Below are 15,153 nucleotides of genomic sequence, written 5' to 3'. Positions count from 1 at the left end.
AAGTAGGCGCGAAAAGATGACGAAAAAATTTGTTTTGGCTCCAGACTCATTTAAAGAAAGTATGAGTGCAAAAGAAGCCTGTCTGGCAATGGAAAAAGGGATTTTAGCTGTATTTAAAGATGCAGACATTCAACATGTCCCGATGGCAGATGGCGGGGAAGGAACGGTGGATTCCTTAGTGGATGCAACAGGAGGCACAAGAGTACCAGTGCGTGTGGCAGGACCGCTTCCTGATCAAATCGTTGAAACCTATTACGGCTTATTAGGTGACCAAGAAACGGTGGTCATTGAAATGGCGAAAGCCAACGGAATTGAATTGGTCAAAGCAGCAGAACGTAATCCCTTGATCACTTCTACTTATGGTACAGGAGAAATGATTCAACATGCGCTCAATCATGGGGCAAAAAAAATCATTATCGGTATTGGTGGTAGCGTGACAAATGATGGGGGTGCAGGTATGATTCAGGCACTTGGTGCGCGTTTGTTAGACAAGGAAGGGCAAGAATTGACACGTGGCGGTGGTGCATTAGATAAACTGGCGCAGATCGATTTAACAGAGTTTGATCAACGTATTTTTGCTACCGAAGTTCTAGTAGCAAGTGATGTGAATAACCCACTAACAGGGCCAACAGGGGCGTCTCATGTCTTTGGTCCGCAAAAAGGTGCGACAGAAGAAATGGTGGCTCAATTAGATAAAAACTTAGCCCATTATGCAGCGATTATCAAAAAAGAGGTCGGCATTGATGTTGAGATGATGCCAGGCGCAGGAGCTGCTGGTGGTTTGGGTGCAGGGTTACTAGCATTCACGAAAGCTCAGTTACGCCCAGGGATTGATATTGTCGTAGAAGTGAATCAATTAGAAGAAAAAATAAAAGCCGCTGATTATGTCTTTACTGGTGAAGGTGGGATGGATTTTCAAACAAAATTCGGCAAAGCCCCTTATGGCGTCTCACGTTTGGCCAAGAAGTATCAAAAACCGGTTTTCGCTTGTGCTGGCTATATCGGCAAAGATGTGGATGTCCTTTATGAAGAAGGGATGACGGCTATTTTTGGAATTTTGGCCAAAGCCGAACCATTGGAAGCAGCATTGAAAAATGGACCAATTAACTTAGAAAGAACCGTTGAAAATATTGCTCGTACATTACAGCTGCTGCCTTGTGACTAAGAACTAACCATGGTATCATCAGTAATGAAAGCTGAAATAAAGATGTTCAATCGTTGATCTGAAGAATTAAGCGTTTGGGACATAAGTCATTGCGGCTTATGTCCCAAACGCTACTCGCTTTTTAGAAAGTTGGCGATAGCAATGTTAAAATTAGACAAAATCCAAGCAAATAAAATTGTTGAAAAGTTAATGGCGGATATTCCTTATAACATCAATATTATGGATGAACGAGGAAAAATTATTGCGAGTGGAGATTCTGCTCGAATTGGGGAGCGCCATCGTGGCGCAGAAAGAGCCATCAATGAACGAAAAAATATTGAAATTTATAAAGATACTTCTTTAGAGAAAAAAGGCACCAATGAACCGATTATTTTGAATGATCACATTTTAGGTGTCGTAGGCATTTCAGGGGAACCAGACGAGGTGCGCAAATTTACCAAGCTTGTGCGCTCGATTGTTCTTTTACTGACAGAAGAATTAAATACACAACAAGAACGCGAAAAAAAGAAAAAACAAAAAAATCAGTTTATCCAGCACTTAATGCATGTGGATTCTGCTTACTCAGAAGCCTTAAAACTTGAAGCGTTGGAACTATATAACCTTCAATTAGATGACCAGAATCATTGTGTACTGACCAAGGACAAGCGCTTATTATCCAGTTATTATCCTAGCCATGAAATATTTGAATGGGAAAATTGTTATCTGGTGATTACTTCTGAACCACCTCAGATAACAAAGTCAGTAACAGAATATCTTGTAATAAGTTCGGAAAAAGACACGATTCAACAAATGGTCCAAGAGGCACAAAACACGTATTTACTTCTATCGTTTCTCCAATTAGAAAAGGCCAAGCTTTACCAAGCAGAAGATTTTTTCATTCAAGGAATTTTTAATTTTCCTTTTCATATTGAATTGGATTTTTTTGAAACCATCCAGACGATTTATGATGAATACTATGAAACCGTTATTTTTTTCGCCAATCATAACTTAAACATCAATGAAACCTCACAAGGATTACATATCCATCGAAATACATTGAATTACCGTTTGAAACGAATTCATGAATTGACGGGGATGGATCCAAAAGTTTGGCAAGATTTTTGGAAATTGTTCTATTATTTTGCCTATTGCTTTAAAGAACGTTTTGAAAAGTAGTGAGGAGCAGGAATGCTTGTTTGTTAAGCAAGTGTCAGCATATTTTTCGCCAGAATCAAAAATATCTTTTATAATAATTGTAAGGAATCAAATGATTTAGTTACGAAATGAGGAGTGGAGCCAGTGAAAAAAGCAGTTTTAATTGTTAACCCCAGTTCTGGTGGTGAAAAAGCCAAAGAATTTGAAACGTTAGCAGAAGAAAAATTAAAGCAGTTATTTGATGAAGTTGTAGTGAAACAAACAGAAAAAGGCGGCGATGCAGAACAATTTGCCCGTGAAGCTGCAGAAAGTCACTTCGACAGTGTTTTCGTAATGGGGGGAGATGGAACTGTTAATGAAGGAATTAGCGGGTTGGCAGAACAAGCTTACCGCCCAAAATTTGGCTTTTTTCCTTTAGGAACGGTGAACGATTTAGCGCGAGCCTTGAATTTACCGATGGACCCTGAAGAAGCGATTCAACAATTAGATTTAGAAAAAACCAGTGCTTTAGATGTGGGGAAAATCAATGACGACTACTTTATGAATGTCGTTGCGATTGGGACGATTCCAGAGTCAATTAACGACGTGGACGTTGAACAAAAAACGAAGTTAGGAAAACTCGCTTATTTTATTTCAGGGGCCAAACATTTAGCGAATGCTCAAACGTATCCTTTTCATTTAAGATTGGATCAAAAAGAACAAACCATTGAAAGTAGTACCGTTTTAGTTGGCTTAACGAATTCAATCGGTGGGTTTGAAACATTATTACCAGAGGCCCAAGTGGATGACGGCAAACTTCATTTAGTTTATTTAAAAGATCAATCATTGTGGGATGCAGTAAAAGCAGTCCCAGATTTGTTAAAAGGAGTCGATCAGTCCACTGATAATTTAGCTTACCTAACCTTTAAAGAAGGAACAATCTCCTTAGAAAACCAAGAAGAATTAACCACTAATGTGGATGGTGATGAAGGAGCTGCTTTGCCAATTACGCTGGAAATTTTATCTAAACACTTGACGGTGTATTGTGGTGAAGAACAAACAAAATAGCTGATTTTTTGAGAAAAGCTAGAACATTTCTATTTGTTTAAAAAACAGATAAGTTCTGGCTTTTCAAATCATCTAAAAGAGAATCAATCAGGGGATATGCTATACTTTGTTTCTACATATTGATAGATAAAGGAGTTAATGAGATGAGAAGAAAAAAACATAAAAACAAAAAGAAACAAGAACTTTTTGAAGAGATTGAAAAACAAGAATTAGCAGAACAAGAAACTAAGCAATTGAATGAAGAAATCGAAGACCCAGAATTTCGTTCTTTTTTTCAAGATGTCTTGAAAAAATTTCCACAAAAAACATCTACGGCCATAATGAATGCTTTCGCAACTTCTAAAGGTAAAGCAGAACAATTAGTGACGAACAGTCAAACACAACTCGACAAAGTATTTGATGAATTTTTGGCTGGTGTTTCACCTGACGTGAAAAAGAAAAGTCATCAAACGATTCATTTTGCTGCATTGTCAGCAGCAATTATTGGGTTTTCGCCAATTCCATTTTCGGATGCTTTTTTACTGGTACCTGTTCAATTAACTATGATGTCACGGCTGCATAAAATTTTTGGTCAGTCTTGGTCTGAAAGCTTAGGTAAAAGTTTAACCAAAGAATTAGTAGTAGTCAGTTTAGGTAAGAGCGCAGTCGGAAATATTCTAAAAGTGATTCCTGTTGTCGGAACGGTGACTGGTGGCATGGTCAATGCTTCAGTTGCGGTAGCAATTACGGAAGCGCTTGGCTGGGTTACCGTCAAAATGTTAAATGATGGTGTCGATATCTTTGATGATGTGATGTCTTTCAAAGGACAATTTTCAACATTGTTTAAAGCCATCCAAAATGCTAAAAAGAAATAATCGCTGTATCGATTAACTAGGGTGATACACATTTAAACTTTTTTAAGTAATTCGTAGCAAATTTCCAAGGTTTTCGTCACAAATTATTCACAGGTTCTCGTTAATATATAAGCATACCAACAAAACACCCAACATAAACACTTTTCATTTTTACTCCTCAAGTAAAAATAACTCCTTTCCACTCAGTCTACCCAACTGAGTGGTTTTTTTACGAAAAAAGAGGCCGTTGAACAATTTGTTCAACGGCCTCTTTTAATAAATGGGGAAGTCATTTATCAAGAATTATTTTTTCCATTCTGCCACTTGGTCTTTATGTGAATCAACCCAATCGCGTGCAGCTTCTTGTGGGTCTTTGCCTTCGTTAATTTCTAACATGACTGATTCCATATCCTTAGTTGTCCAATGGAAATTATTTAACACTTTGTAAGCTTCTGGTTGATCTTCTTTTAGGCCTTGGCGAGCCATTGTGTGAATCGCTTCTTCGCCGCCCATAGTGCCTTTTGGATCAGTTAAATATTTTAAATCATATTTTGCAAACATCCAGTGAGGCGACCAGCCAGTAATAACGATATCTTCGTTGTTTTTAATTGCTTGTCCTAAGGCAACAGTCATGGCACCTGATGAAGAAGTTTCAACAGACCAATCTTTCAAATTAGGATAAGCTTCTTTAGTTTTCTCTGCTGCTGCAACAACACCAGCACCAGGTTCAATTCCAGTAATCTTTTTCCCAGCTTGATCAGATAAATCTTCGATAGAATCAACATCCATATAAGAAGGGACGACAATTCCTAGCTTCGCACCTTTAAGGTTTTCACCGAGGTCGTCTAATTTATCTTTATATTGTTTATATTGCTCTGCGTGAGTTCCTGGCAGCCACGCACCAACCATGGCATCTGTTTCACCTTTAGCTACAGATTCCCACATAATTGCGTTATCTAAAGGAGTCGTTTTAACATCATACCCCATATCTTTTAAGACTTCGGCAACCACATGTGTGGAGGCTACTTCGGTATCCCATTCCACATAAGAAAGGGAAATTTGCTTATCATTTGTTGTTGTAAAAATTGAAGCACCAACTAAGCCAGCGACAATTACAACAACCGCTGCAATAATCCCGTATTTTTTCTTTTTAGAGGTGGCACCAGCTGCTTTAGGGGCTGCTTTTTTATTATTTAAATGTTGAGTAAAACGGTCAATGATAATCGCTAAAATAACTAAAGCCACACCATTTACGAAACCGTTCCCGACTTGTGCACGTTGTAAAGCGGAAAGGACGCCACGTCCTAATCCAGGCGCACCAATCATTGAAGCAATAACTACCATTGATAGAGCTAGCATTGTGGTTTGGTTAACACCAGCCATAATCGTGTTTTTGGCTAAAGGTAATTCTAATTTGAATAATTTTTGCCAGCCAGTACTACCGTAAGAATCAGCTGCTTCGACAAGTTCATTTGGCACTTGGCGAATTCCTAAGTTCGTAAAGCGGACGGTTGGTGGTAAAGCGAAGATAACAGAGGCGAATACCCCAGGAACCATACCAATTCCGAAGAATGCAACGGCTGGAATCAAGTAAACGAAACCAGGCATTGTTTGCATGAAGTCCAAAATCGGTGTAATGATACTCTTGGCTTTTTCGCTTTTCGCCATTAAAATCCCTAGCGGCACACCAATGATAATGGAAATAACACTAGAAAGTAAAACTAACGTAACGGTACTCATTAAATCGTTCCATAAGTTTTGATTATAGATAAACATTAAGCCGATAAACGTGAATAAACTTAAGCCAATTTTTTTATTAGAAATAAAGAAAGCAGCAATCGTTAAGAGCACGATCAGCACAAGTGGCGGTACGGCTGTTAGTAATGCAGTAATGTTGTCCATTACACTTTGACCAATAGCTTGTAAAACGCTGAATAATCCAGCAAATGTTGAAGTTAACCAATCAGTAAAACTTTCAACCCAAGACGCGACAGGTAATTGATACTTATTCATGTTCGTTCACCTCTGTTTCTGCAAGTGCTTCAAGTACGCTACCACGGATGACCACGCCTAATAGTTTGCCGTTATCAGTCACGGCAAGAGGCGTTTGTGCATCATAAATCAGTGGGAAAATATCATTCACTAACATATCTTTGTCGATTGTTTGAATTTCTGGATCCACACATTCTACAAGAGAAGTCCCGTTTTTACGCGCTTCTAAAGCTTTTTCTGCGCGTACCACACCTTTTAGTTGGCGTTTTTTATCCACGGCTAGTAACATACTCACTTCTTCTTGACGCATCCGTTTTAAAGCAACAGTTGGGCCATCAATTTCAATGTTAGTAGTTAATGCAGGTACCATAATATTTTGGGCAGTTAAGACTTTTGAACGATCCACATCTTCCACGAAGGTCCGTACATATTCGTTGGCTGGGTTAGTTAAAATTTCTTCCCCAGTCCCGATTTGCATAATTTGACCATCTTTCATCAAGGCGATTCGGTCCCCAATTCGTAGGGCTTCATTCAAATCATGTGTGATAAAGATAATGGTTTTTTTGACATTTTCTTGTAAATCTAATAGTTCATCTTGCATTTCACGCCGAATTAACGGATCAAGAGCAGAGAACGCTTCGTCCATTAATAAAATTTCTGGATCATTAGCCAAGGCACGAGCAAGGCCGACACGTTGTTGCATCCCACCAGATAGTTGACTAGGTAATTGGTCTTTAAAAGCAATTAAGCTAGAATTTTCTAAGGCTTTTTCAGCTTTTGCTTGGCGTTCTTCTTTAGGAACGCCACGGATTTCTAAACCGTATTCCGTATTTTCTAAGATAGTTCGATGGGGGAAAAGACCAAAGTTTTGGAAAACCATGCTCATTTTATTTCGACGTACTTCACGTAATCCTTCTTTATCTAAAGAAGAAATATCCTGTCCATCAATATAAATATTTCCTGAAGTTGGTTCAATCAAACGATTTAATAAACGAATTAATGTCGATTTCCCACTTCCTGATAACCCCATAATAACGAAAATTTCGCCTTCTTCAACTTCGAAATTTACATCATAAACACCGACTGTGGCACCGGTTTTTTCTAAAATTTCTGTTTTGCTTTTGTTGGCACGAATCATTTCAAGTGCCGGTTTGGTTTTCTTACCAAAGATCTTGGTAAGGTGATTTACTTTTACTTTTGGCAAATCATTGTTCCTCCTCAATAAAAAAAGTGACTACACCAGACTACTATAAAGTTGTCACTTTGTCAAATTAGATGAAAATCTTTCTGAAAACGAAGAAAAACAGTGCTTTAACTAGGTTTTATAAAGGTTTTTTATGAAAAATAGAAAAAATAAATAAAAAAAGTGACTATTTATCGCAAGATAAGTAGTCACTTTTTTGTTTAAGGATAAAAGAAATTTTGGACACGTTGTAAGGTTGATTCGTCATGTCCAACAAAATAAAGCGTGTCGTTCAACGAAATCTTTGCATATGGACCAGGTGAGACCAGAAGCTCTTCTTTGTGTTTGATAGCGATGATGGTTGCCGAGGTATTTTGCCAAAAATTCATTTCGCTAATCGTTGCCTCAAGATAAGCAGCTTCTTCTGTTAAAACTAATGAATAGGGATTCATTGGATTGAAAGAATCAAAACGCTTTGTTTGTTCAACAAGAGTATCTAGAATGCTAGAAAAATGAGTAAGTTCTTCTTTTTGTTTGGCTACGCTATCTAGCAATTCTTCTTTAATTTCAGCAATCGTTTGAACGTCTTGATATTGTGTTACAAAGTCCTGCGCTTTTTCTTTTGATGCTACATAGAAGCCACTGCCGTGTTTGGCTTTAACGATTTCTAAATCGACTAAAACGATAATGGCTTTGCGGGCTGTTTCTGGCGACACCTGGTATTGGTTAGCCAGGGTAGAACGGGCATGGATTTTATCTCCAACATGTAATTTGCCCTCTGCAATTTTTTCCGCAACATCAACGGCGATTTGTTGATATTTGGGCTTCGTTAAACTAATTTTTTTGGAAGCCATAGTGAATCCCTCCGTTAATTGTTATTTTCCATTTCTTCTAATTCTAAACTGAAATTTTCCCATTGCTCAAGTAGTTCATCTTGTTGCTGACGAGTTTCATCTAATTGTTGGTTTAAGGCCAGCAATTCAACATGATTTTCTAGAATGTCTGGTTGACTCATTTGTGCTTCTAATTGTGCAATTGTCGTATCTAACTGAGCAAGATTTTCTTCGACTTGTGTTATTTTTCTTTGCAAAGTACGGAGTAATTTTTGTTGCTCCTTGTTTTGATAAAAGGTATTTTTGGCTGTGACTGGTTCGGGTTTTTTCACCGCTTCTTGATTAGCTAGGAGAGCAGCGATTTCTTCTTCCTCTTGTTTCTTTTCTAAATAATAATCATAGTCGCCTAAATAAAGTTTGCTGCCTTTTTCAGAAAGCTCAACAACTTTTGTTGCAATTCGATTGATAAAGTAACGGTCATGGGAAACGAAGAGGATGGTTCCTTCATAATCAATCAGCGCATTTTCTAAAACTTCTTTATTATCGATATCCAAGTGGTTGGTTGGCTCATCGAGAATCAAGAAATTGTCACGATCCATCGCTAATTTTGCTAATGCCACCCGTGCTTTTTCGCCACCGCTTAATAAAGGAATCGTTTTTTCAACATCATCTCCACTGAAGAGAAAGCCGCCTAAAACACTACGAATCTCTTTTTCAGGTGTGGTTGGGTGTTCATCCCATAATTCCGCTAAGACTGTTTTGTTGCCATGTAAATTCGCTTGCTCTTGGTCATAGTAACCTACAGAAACATTGGTGCCAAAAGTTTTACTTCCTTTAATGAAAGGAATGCGGTCAATAATTGATTTCAAGAGAGTGGATTTACCAATTCCGTTCGGTCCGACTAAGGCAATGGCTTCTTTGCGACGAATATCCAAGTGAATAGGTTCGGATAAAATATGGTCTTGGTCGTAGCCAATAGCGGCATCTTCGACTTGTAAAACAACATTTCCCGAGACTTTTTCACTATCGAAAAGAAAATGCGCCGATTTTTCATCTCCTTGAGGTCGGTCTAAACGATCCATTTTTTCTAATACTTTTCGGCTACTTTGCGCACGTTTCGTTGTAGATGCACGAACCAGATTTTTGGCAACGAAATCTTCTAACTTATTGATTTCTTCTTGTTGCTTTTCATACGCTTTCCATTCACTAGCTAATTGTTCTGCTTTTAACTCTAAGTATTTGGAATAGTTTCCTTTGTAGTGAGTCATTTTTTTGCGGCTCAGTTCATAAACTTCATTAACTACCTTATCTAAAAAATAACGATCGTGGGAAACAATCAATAGGGCGCCGGCATAACTTGGCAAATAAGATTCCAGCCAAGAAAGCGTCTCGATATCTAAGTGGTTTGTAGGCTCGTCCAGAATTAAAATGTCTGGTTTTTGTAAAAGCATTCTCGCTAAGGCAAGCCGGGTTTTTTGACCACCAGATAAAGTTTGAATATCTTTTGTGTAAAACGATTCATCAAAGCCGAAGCCGTGAAGGACTGAGCGAATTTCATTTTCATAGCCATAGCCATTTTTTTCGGAAAACGTATGTTGCAATTGATCGTACTCTTTTAAAATTCCTTCATAAACGGAAGTGGTTGGATCCATTTCACTAATTTTGGTTTCTAATTCTCGCATACGCTGTTCCATTTCTAGGATGTCAGCAAAGGCTTTTGTCATTTCTTCCCAAACGGTTTTATCTGATTCCAAGCCAGTATTTTGAGCTAAATAACCTAACGTAGCGGTTTTATTTTTGGCAATGGTTCCGCTATCGGGAGCATCAATGCCTGCAATGATTTTTAAAAAAGTCGATTTTCCAGCACCGTTACGACCAACTAAGGCAATCCGACTTTTTGTTGCAATTTCTAAATGTATGTTTTCAAACAATGTTTCCGAGCCAAAATGCCGGGCAACTTGATTTGCTTGTAATAAAATCATCAGTAGTCCTCATTTCTAAATTCATTGCCCTTAGTGTAGCATAAAATCTGTTAAAATAGCACGTATCAAAAAATGCTTTGTGAAGGTTTATACCTTTTATCACAAACTTTTGAAGAAAAATGCTATTTTTGAGCCATAGAATTGCTTTTTATTGTGAAAAACTGCTATTATGTTAATGGATAAGATTTAAGTGAAAGTATTGGAGGTCCAATTGTGAAAGATCAAGTTATTCCAAAAGCAACGGCGCGACGCCTTCCTTTATATTATCGTTACTTAAGAATGTTACATGATACAGGAAAAAATAAAGTTTCATCAACTGAATTAAGTGAAGCGGTACAAGTAGACAGTGCGACTATTCGTCGTGACTTTTCATATTTTGGTGAATTAGGTAAACGTGGGTACGGCTATGATGTTGAAAACTTAATGAACTTTTTTGCAAAAACATTGAATGAAGACGAGTTAACCAATGTCGCATTAATCGGGGTTGGTAATTTAGGAAGTGCTTTATTAAAGTACAAATTCCATCAAAGCAACAGTATTCGTGTAAGTTGCGCATTTGATGTGAATGAAGATATTGTGGGACGCATTGTTGACGGTATTCCAGTTTATCCAATGGAAGATATGATGGAACAAATCCGTGTTCAACAAATCGAAGTAGCTATTTTGACTATTCCAGCTCGTAAAGCGCAAGAAGTTGTGAACAAACTTGCCGAAGCAGGGGTCAAAGGAATTCTAAACTTTACGGCTGCGCGTTTAGTAGCGCCACCTGAAGTACTAATTCAAAATGTTGACTTAACCAACGAATTACAAACATTGATTTATTTCTTACATCATGACAATGAATTGATTGACGAAGAAGAATAAGCAAAAGAAAAAGGCCTAGTCGTTTAGACGAAGGCCTTTTTCTTATTGAATTGCACCGTTATGCAAAAGTAGTTGAACAATAATCACAATCGTATTCATGCCGCAATGAGCGATAATTGAGGTCCAAATTTTTCCAGTTTGCTTGTACAAAAGAGCAAAGAAAAATCCCATAAAGAAATAAACAAAAAAGTGACCATCGGCATGTGCTAATGAAAAAATTGCCGAACTGACAGTAGCCGCAATCCAGAAATTTGTAAAAGGCTGGATTAAATGTATAAACGCGTAACGAAAGACGAATTCTTCCATAATCGGACCACCAATAGTAGTTGCCAAAATAAATAAAGGGTTTGCCAAAATCACCGCCACAATGGCTTGTGTATTTTGAGAAGTAGCTTGTTCTCCTGTGATGGCTACTTCAATGGCGAAAGTAATTCCTTGTATCAGCATAGCAATGAAAATACCACTAACACCTAATAAAAAAATAAAAATAGGTGATTTCAAGGTTGCTGTTTCCTCTAAAGGAGAAGGTTCTGTTGTTTTTAAAAAGATGCCAATCATTACAAGGGCGCCAATAATGTAGAGAGCAGTTGTCACATTAATCGCTGCATTAGGGGAAATACCAGAAAAAAGTAATGGCCCGAAAAAAGCGATAATATATGTGACTAAAATAAATAAACTTGATTTTCTTAAGGTCATGGTTAATCCTTTCTATAATTATTTTTTACGATTATTGCGATATCCTAATAAAAGAAAAACGAATAAGAAAAAGAAAAGAGATTCCCAAAGTGTCGAAACAATTCCTTCTGTGACACTGAAAACAAGATTTCCTAAATTCGCTATCACAAAATAAACGAATGTTGCTATTAGTGCTGTAAGTAAACGTTGTTTCATTTTATTCGCCTCCAATCGTAGTCAATTTATTTTACCATGAATTAAAGAATTGGAAAAACATTCCTTGAAAAAAGAATACTTAAAAAATGCGTATCTTATAATTGACAAGAAAAAGAGAGAAAATACTTGCATTTTTAGAGTGAAATGAGTATTATAAGTAGTGTGAGTTAGCACTCTTGTGTATCGAGTGCTAAAATAAGCGAAAACTTTTTATTTGGAGGGATTTATTGTGTTAAAACCATTAGGCGATCGCGTCGTAATTAGAGTCGCGAAAGAAGAAGAAAAAACTGTTGGAGGAATTGTTCTTGCATCCGTTGCAAAAGAAAAACCACAAACAGGTGAAGTTATCGCAGTAGGTGAAGGTCGTGTGCTTGAAAATGGCACAAAAGTTCCGATGGAAGTAAAAATTGGTGACACAGTAATGTTTGAAAAATATTCAGGAACAGAAGTGAAATACGAAGGCGTAGAATACTTAATTGTATCAGCCAAAGACATTATTGCTACTGTTGAATAATAAACAACTTTTACAGAATAATATAATAGAAGAAAAAAATTATGAGGTGAAGAAATCATGGCAAAAGAGATTAAATTTGCAGAAGATGCACGTGCAGCAATGCTACGCGGAGTAGATGTATTAGCAGATACAGTGAAAGTAACATTAGGCCCTAAAGGTCGTAACGTTGTTTTAGAAAAATCATTCGGTTCACCATTGATTACTAACGATGGGGTAACAATTGCTAAGGAAATTGAATTAGAAGATCATTTCGAAAACATGGGCGCAAAATTAGTTTCAGAAGTTGCTTCTAAAACGAATGATATTGCTGGTGACGGAACAACAACAGCGACTGTTTTGACACAAGCCATTGTTCGTGAAGGCTTAAAAAACGTAACTGCTGGAGCTAACCCATTAGGTATTCGTCGTGGGATTGAATTAGCAACAAAAACAGCAGTAGAAGAATTACACAATATTTCATCTGTAGTTGATTCAAAAGAAGCGATTGCACAAGTCGCTGCTGTTTCATCAGGTTCTGAAAAAGTCGGCCAATTAATTGCTGATGCAATGGAAAAAGTTGGTAATGATGGCGTAATTACCATTGAAGAATCAAAAGGGATTGAAACAGAATTAGATGTGGTTGAAGGAATGCAATTTGACCGCGGTTATTTATCTCAATACATGGTTACTGACAATGATAAAATGGAAGCTGTTTTAGAAAATCCATATATCTTAATCACCGACAAAAAAATCTCAAATATTCAAGATATTTTACCTTTATTAGAACAAATTTTACAACAAAGCCGTCCACTATTGATCATTGCAGATGATGTTGATGGGGAAGCATTACCAACATTAGTGTTGAACAAAATCCGTGGTACATTTAATGTTGTCGCAGTAAAAGCGCCAGGATTTGGTGACCGCCGCAAAGCGATGCTTGAAGATATTGCTATTTTAACAGGTGGTACAGTAATCACTGACGACTTAGGGTTAGAGTTAAAAGACACAACCATTGAAAACTTAGGAAATGCTAGCAAAGTAGTTGTCGACAAAGATAACACAACAATTGTTGAAGGTGCTGGCTCAAAAGATGCCATTGATGCCCGTGTTCATTTAATTAAAAACCAAATCGGCGAAACAACGTCTGATTTTGATCGTGAAAAATTACAAGAACGTTTAGCTAAATTAGCTGGCGGGGTTGCTGTCGTTAAAGTCGGTGCTGCAACTGAAACAGAATTAAAAGAATTAAAATTACGAATTGAAGATGCATTAAACGCAACACGTGCCGCAGTGGAAGAAGGCATGGTTTCTGGTGGTGGTACCGCACTTGTCAATGTAATTGGTAAAGTCGCTGCACTTGAAGCTGAGGGCGATGTGGCAACAGGAATCAAGATTGTCGTTCGTGCATTAGAAGAACCAATCCGTCAAATCGCTGAAAACGCTGGTTATGAAGGATCAGTGATTGTTGACAAACTAAAAAATGTTGACTTAGGTATCGGATTCAATGCCGCTAACGGTGAATGGGTAAACATGGTTGAAGCCGGTATTGTTGACCCAACAAAAGTAACTCGTTCTGCATTACAAAATGCAGCTTCTGTGTCAGCTTTATTATTAACAACTGAAGCAGTTGTTGCAGACAAACCAGAACCAGCTGCACCAGCTCCTATGATGGATCCATCAATGGGCATGGGCGGTATGATGTAAAAATAAAAAAAGTATTCTAAAAGCTTACGATTGAAAAATCGTAAGCTTTTTTTTACATAAAGAATAAATAAACTGAATAATAACCTTACTTGGAGTATTTTCTCAAATATTTGCTCATTTAACAAAAAAGATGATAATTTAAAGGCTTCGTTTTAGCTAGACAGCCTTGTTTTTATTCGATAAAATTTAGTAATAACAATCATTTTTTGAAAACTAGTAGTTGGTAATTTTTATTTATTAATAGAATATAAATAAAAATTATTATATTTTAAAGGAGAATGTTAGGAAGATTGAGGTGAAAAAATGGAAAAATATACAATTGGTGTCGTCCCTTTGACAACTGAAACAAACGAATACTGTCAAAATTGGTTTGTGAGTAATCAAGTAGACTGTCAGATCATCCAAGGCACAAATATCCTTCTTCATTTGCACCATATTGATGGACTAGTGATTGAAGTGACTGACCACCAACAAGTAAATACTTGTTGTGAGTTATTAATGACGATTCGCAAGCAGTCAGACTTGCCGATTTGGTTATTTTCTCGGACAGAAGCAATTAGTAAAGTCAATCGAATTATTTATTTACAATTAGGTGCAGATGGGGTTTTTGATCAATCTTATGATCGTCAAGAATGCGTGTTAAGCATGAGTAATTTATTGCAACGTGTAAAAAGACGTTTTTATCCTAAACTAGCTAGTGCAAACCAGGAACAAACAGTTACTAAGAATCTTTCTGAGAGATTGTATTTAATTGCCCCAAATTTGAGTGTTTGCTTGGGAAGTGGAGAAGAAATTCTTTTAACAAAATTGGAATTTTTCACAATAGAGTATTTATACAAACACGCAGGGCAAACAATTACATATGAAGAACTCTACAAAAATGTCTGGAAAGATACTGCGAATGAACGGAAATACCGTGTTGCTAATGTGATTTTCCATTTGCGCAAAAAAATTGAGCAAGATGTGAACAAACCACAGTATATCAAAACAATTCGCTCAAAAGGCTATATGTTAACGGTGTAAAAGGTACGA

General features: G+C 37.2%; 14 protein-coding genes. 8 read left to right on the top strand and 6 right to left on the bottom strand.

Going from position 1 to position 15,153, the window contains the following annotated elements; translation table 11 throughout:
- The first annotated feature begins 16 nt into the window (after positions 1–16).
- The 4 genes from IGI87_RS10460 to IGI87_RS10445 all read left to right on the top strand — a co-directional run bounded on the left by IGI87_RS10460 (position 17) and on the right by IGI87_RS10445 (position 4,200).
- Positions 17–1,165, top strand: coding sequence for a glycerate kinase (locus IGI87_RS10460; protein WP_438736959.1), 1,149 nt, complete (start codon positions 17–19; stop codon positions 1,163–1,165).
- A 141-nt stretch (positions 1,166–1,306) separates the two neighbouring features.
- The gene (locus tag IGI87_RS10455) at positions 1,307–2,320 is read left to right on the top strand and encodes a CdaR family transcriptional regulator (RefSeq protein ID WP_438736957.1); all 1,014 of its coding nucleotides are present in this window, start codon (positions 1,307–1,309) and stop codon (positions 2,318–2,320) included.
- A gap of 123 nt (positions 2,321–2,443) precedes the next feature.
- Positions 2,444–3,346: a diacylglycerol/lipid kinase family protein gene (locus IGI87_RS10450; protein WP_438736955.1), complete on the top strand. Its 903-nt coding sequence runs from the start codon at positions 2,444–2,446 to the stop codon at positions 3,344–3,346.
- A gap of 119 nt (positions 3,347–3,465) precedes the next feature.
- The gene (locus IGI87_RS10445) at positions 3,466–4,200 is read left to right on the top strand and encodes a YcjF family protein (RefSeq protein WP_002384134.1); all 735 of its coding nucleotides are present in this window, start codon (positions 3,466–3,468) and stop codon (positions 4,198–4,200) included.
- Positions 4,201–4,482: 282 nt separating this feature from the next.
- Here IGI87_RS10445 and IGI87_RS10440 read toward each other — a convergent pair whose 3' ends face one another.
- From IGI87_RS10440 to IGI87_RS10425, 4 genes are all read right to left on the bottom strand, one after another.
- Positions 4,483–6,192 (bottom strand): ABC transporter permease/substrate binding protein, encoded by a 1,710-nt coding sequence (locus tag IGI87_RS10440; protein WP_113794496.1) that lies wholly within the window; start codon positions 6,190–6,192, stop codon positions 4,483–4,485.
- Positions 6,185–7,375, bottom strand: coding sequence for a quaternary amine ABC transporter ATP-binding protein (locus IGI87_RS10435; RefSeq protein WP_002388977.1), 1,191 nt, complete (start codon positions 7,373–7,375; stop codon positions 6,185–6,187). The genes IGI87_RS10440 and IGI87_RS10435 overlap by 8 nt, the downstream gene beginning before the upstream one ends.
- 200 nt (positions 7,376–7,575) lie before the next feature.
- Positions 7,576–8,208, bottom strand: a complete 633-nt coding sequence (locus IGI87_RS10430; protein ID WP_002356525.1) for a GntR family transcriptional regulator — start codon at positions 8,206–8,208, stop codon at positions 7,576–7,578.
- A 14-nt stretch (positions 8,209–8,222) separates the two neighbouring features.
- Positions 8,223–10,169: an ABC-F family ATP-binding cassette domain-containing protein gene (locus tag IGI87_RS10425; RefSeq protein WP_438736952.1), complete on the bottom strand. Its 1,947-nt coding sequence runs from the start codon at positions 10,167–10,169 to the stop codon at positions 8,223–8,225.
- 213 nt (positions 10,170–10,382) lie between these two features.
- On the opposite strand from IGI87_RS10425, the gene IGI87_RS10420 reads away from it, so the two are divergent.
- Entirely contained in the window at positions 10,383–11,033 is a 651-nt protein-coding gene (locus IGI87_RS10420; RefSeq protein WP_002356528.1) for a redox-sensing transcriptional repressor Rex, read from the top strand.
- Between the two features lie 42 nt (positions 11,034–11,075).
- Here the strand turns inward: IGI87_RS10420 and IGI87_RS10415 are convergent, their stop codons facing one another.
- The gene (locus IGI87_RS10415; RefSeq protein WP_104854913.1) at positions 11,076–11,729 is read right to left on the bottom strand and encodes a CPBP family intramembrane glutamic endopeptidase; all 654 of its coding nucleotides are present in this window, start codon (positions 11,727–11,729) and stop codon (positions 11,076–11,078) included.
- A gap of 18 nt (positions 11,730–11,747) precedes the next feature.
- Complete coding sequence (locus IGI87_RS10410) at positions 11,748–11,924, bottom strand: hypothetical protein (RefSeq protein ID WP_002356530.1); 177 nt, start codon at positions 11,922–11,924, stop codon at positions 11,748–11,750.
- A 229-nt stretch (positions 11,925–12,153) separates the two neighbouring features.
- On the opposite strand from IGI87_RS10410, the gene groES reads away from it, so the two are divergent.
- The 3 genes from groES (at position 12,154) to IGI87_RS10395 (ending at position 15,144) form a co-directional block, all read left to right on the top strand.
- Positions 12,154–12,438 carry a co-chaperone GroES gene (gene groES / locus IGI87_RS10405; protein ID WP_002356531.1) on the top strand — a complete coding sequence of 95 codons (285 nt, stop codon included), beginning with the start codon at positions 12,154–12,156 and terminating at the stop codon, positions 12,436–12,438.
- A 57-nt stretch (positions 12,439–12,495) separates the two neighbouring features.
- Positions 12,496–14,121 carry a chaperonin GroEL gene (gene groL / locus IGI87_RS10400; protein WP_104854914.1) on the top strand — a complete coding sequence of 542 codons (1,626 nt, stop codon included), beginning with the start codon at positions 12,496–12,498 and terminating at the stop codon, positions 14,119–14,121.
- A gap of 303 nt (positions 14,122–14,424) precedes the next feature.
- Positions 14,425–15,144 carry a response regulator transcription factor gene (locus tag IGI87_RS10395; protein WP_162782527.1) on the top strand — a complete coding sequence of 240 codons (720 nt, stop codon included), beginning with the start codon at positions 14,425–14,427 and terminating at the stop codon, positions 15,142–15,144.
- The last annotated feature ends 9 nt before the right edge of the window (positions 15,145–15,153 follow it).

The organism is Enterococcus sp. DIV1444a, from assembly GCF_051712125.1.
Classification (GTDB): Bacteria; Bacillota; Bacilli; order Lactobacillales; family Enterococcaceae; genus Enterococcus; species Enterococcus faecalis.
Note: the sequence above shows the minus strand (reverse complement) of the source record. Positions and strands in the feature narration are given on the sequence as shown.

What these genes read in the sequence shown, in the direction of transcription:
- IGI87_RS10430 (WP_002356525.1), bottom strand. Translation starts at nt 8,208, where the DNA reads ATGGCTTCCAAAAAAATTAGTTTAACGAAGCCCAAATATCAACAAATC.
- groL (WP_104854914.1), top strand. Translation starts at nt 12,496, where the DNA reads ATGGCAAAAGAGATTAAATTTGCAGAAGATGCACGTGCAGCAATGCTA.
- IGI87_RS10395 (WP_162782527.1), top strand. Translation starts at nt 14,425, where the DNA reads ATGGAAAAATATACAATTGGTGTCGTCCCTTTGACAACTGAAACAAAC.
- IGI87_RS10410 (WP_002356530.1), bottom strand. Translation starts at nt 11,924, where the DNA reads ATGAAACAACGTTTACTTACAGCACTAATAGCAACATTCGTTTATTTT.
- IGI87_RS10425 (WP_438736952.1), bottom strand. Translation starts at nt 10,169, where the DNA reads ATGATTTTATTACAAGCAAATCAAGTTGCCCGGCATTTTGGCTCGGAA.
- IGI87_RS10440 (WP_113794496.1), bottom strand. Translation starts at nt 6,192, where the DNA reads ATGAATAAGTATCAATTACCTGTCGCGTCTTGGGTTGAAAGTTTTACT.
- IGI87_RS10460 (WP_438736959.1), top strand. Translation starts at nt 17, where the DNA reads ATGACGAAAAAATTTGTTTTGGCTCCAGACTCATTTAAAGAAAGTATG.
- IGI87_RS10415 (WP_104854913.1), bottom strand. Translation starts at nt 11,729, where the DNA reads ATGACCTTAAGAAAATCAAGTTTATTTATTTTAGTCACATATATTATC.
- IGI87_RS10455 (WP_438736957.1), top strand. Translation starts at nt 1,307, where the DNA reads ATGTTAAAATTAGACAAAATCCAAGCAAATAAAATTGTTGAAAAGTTA.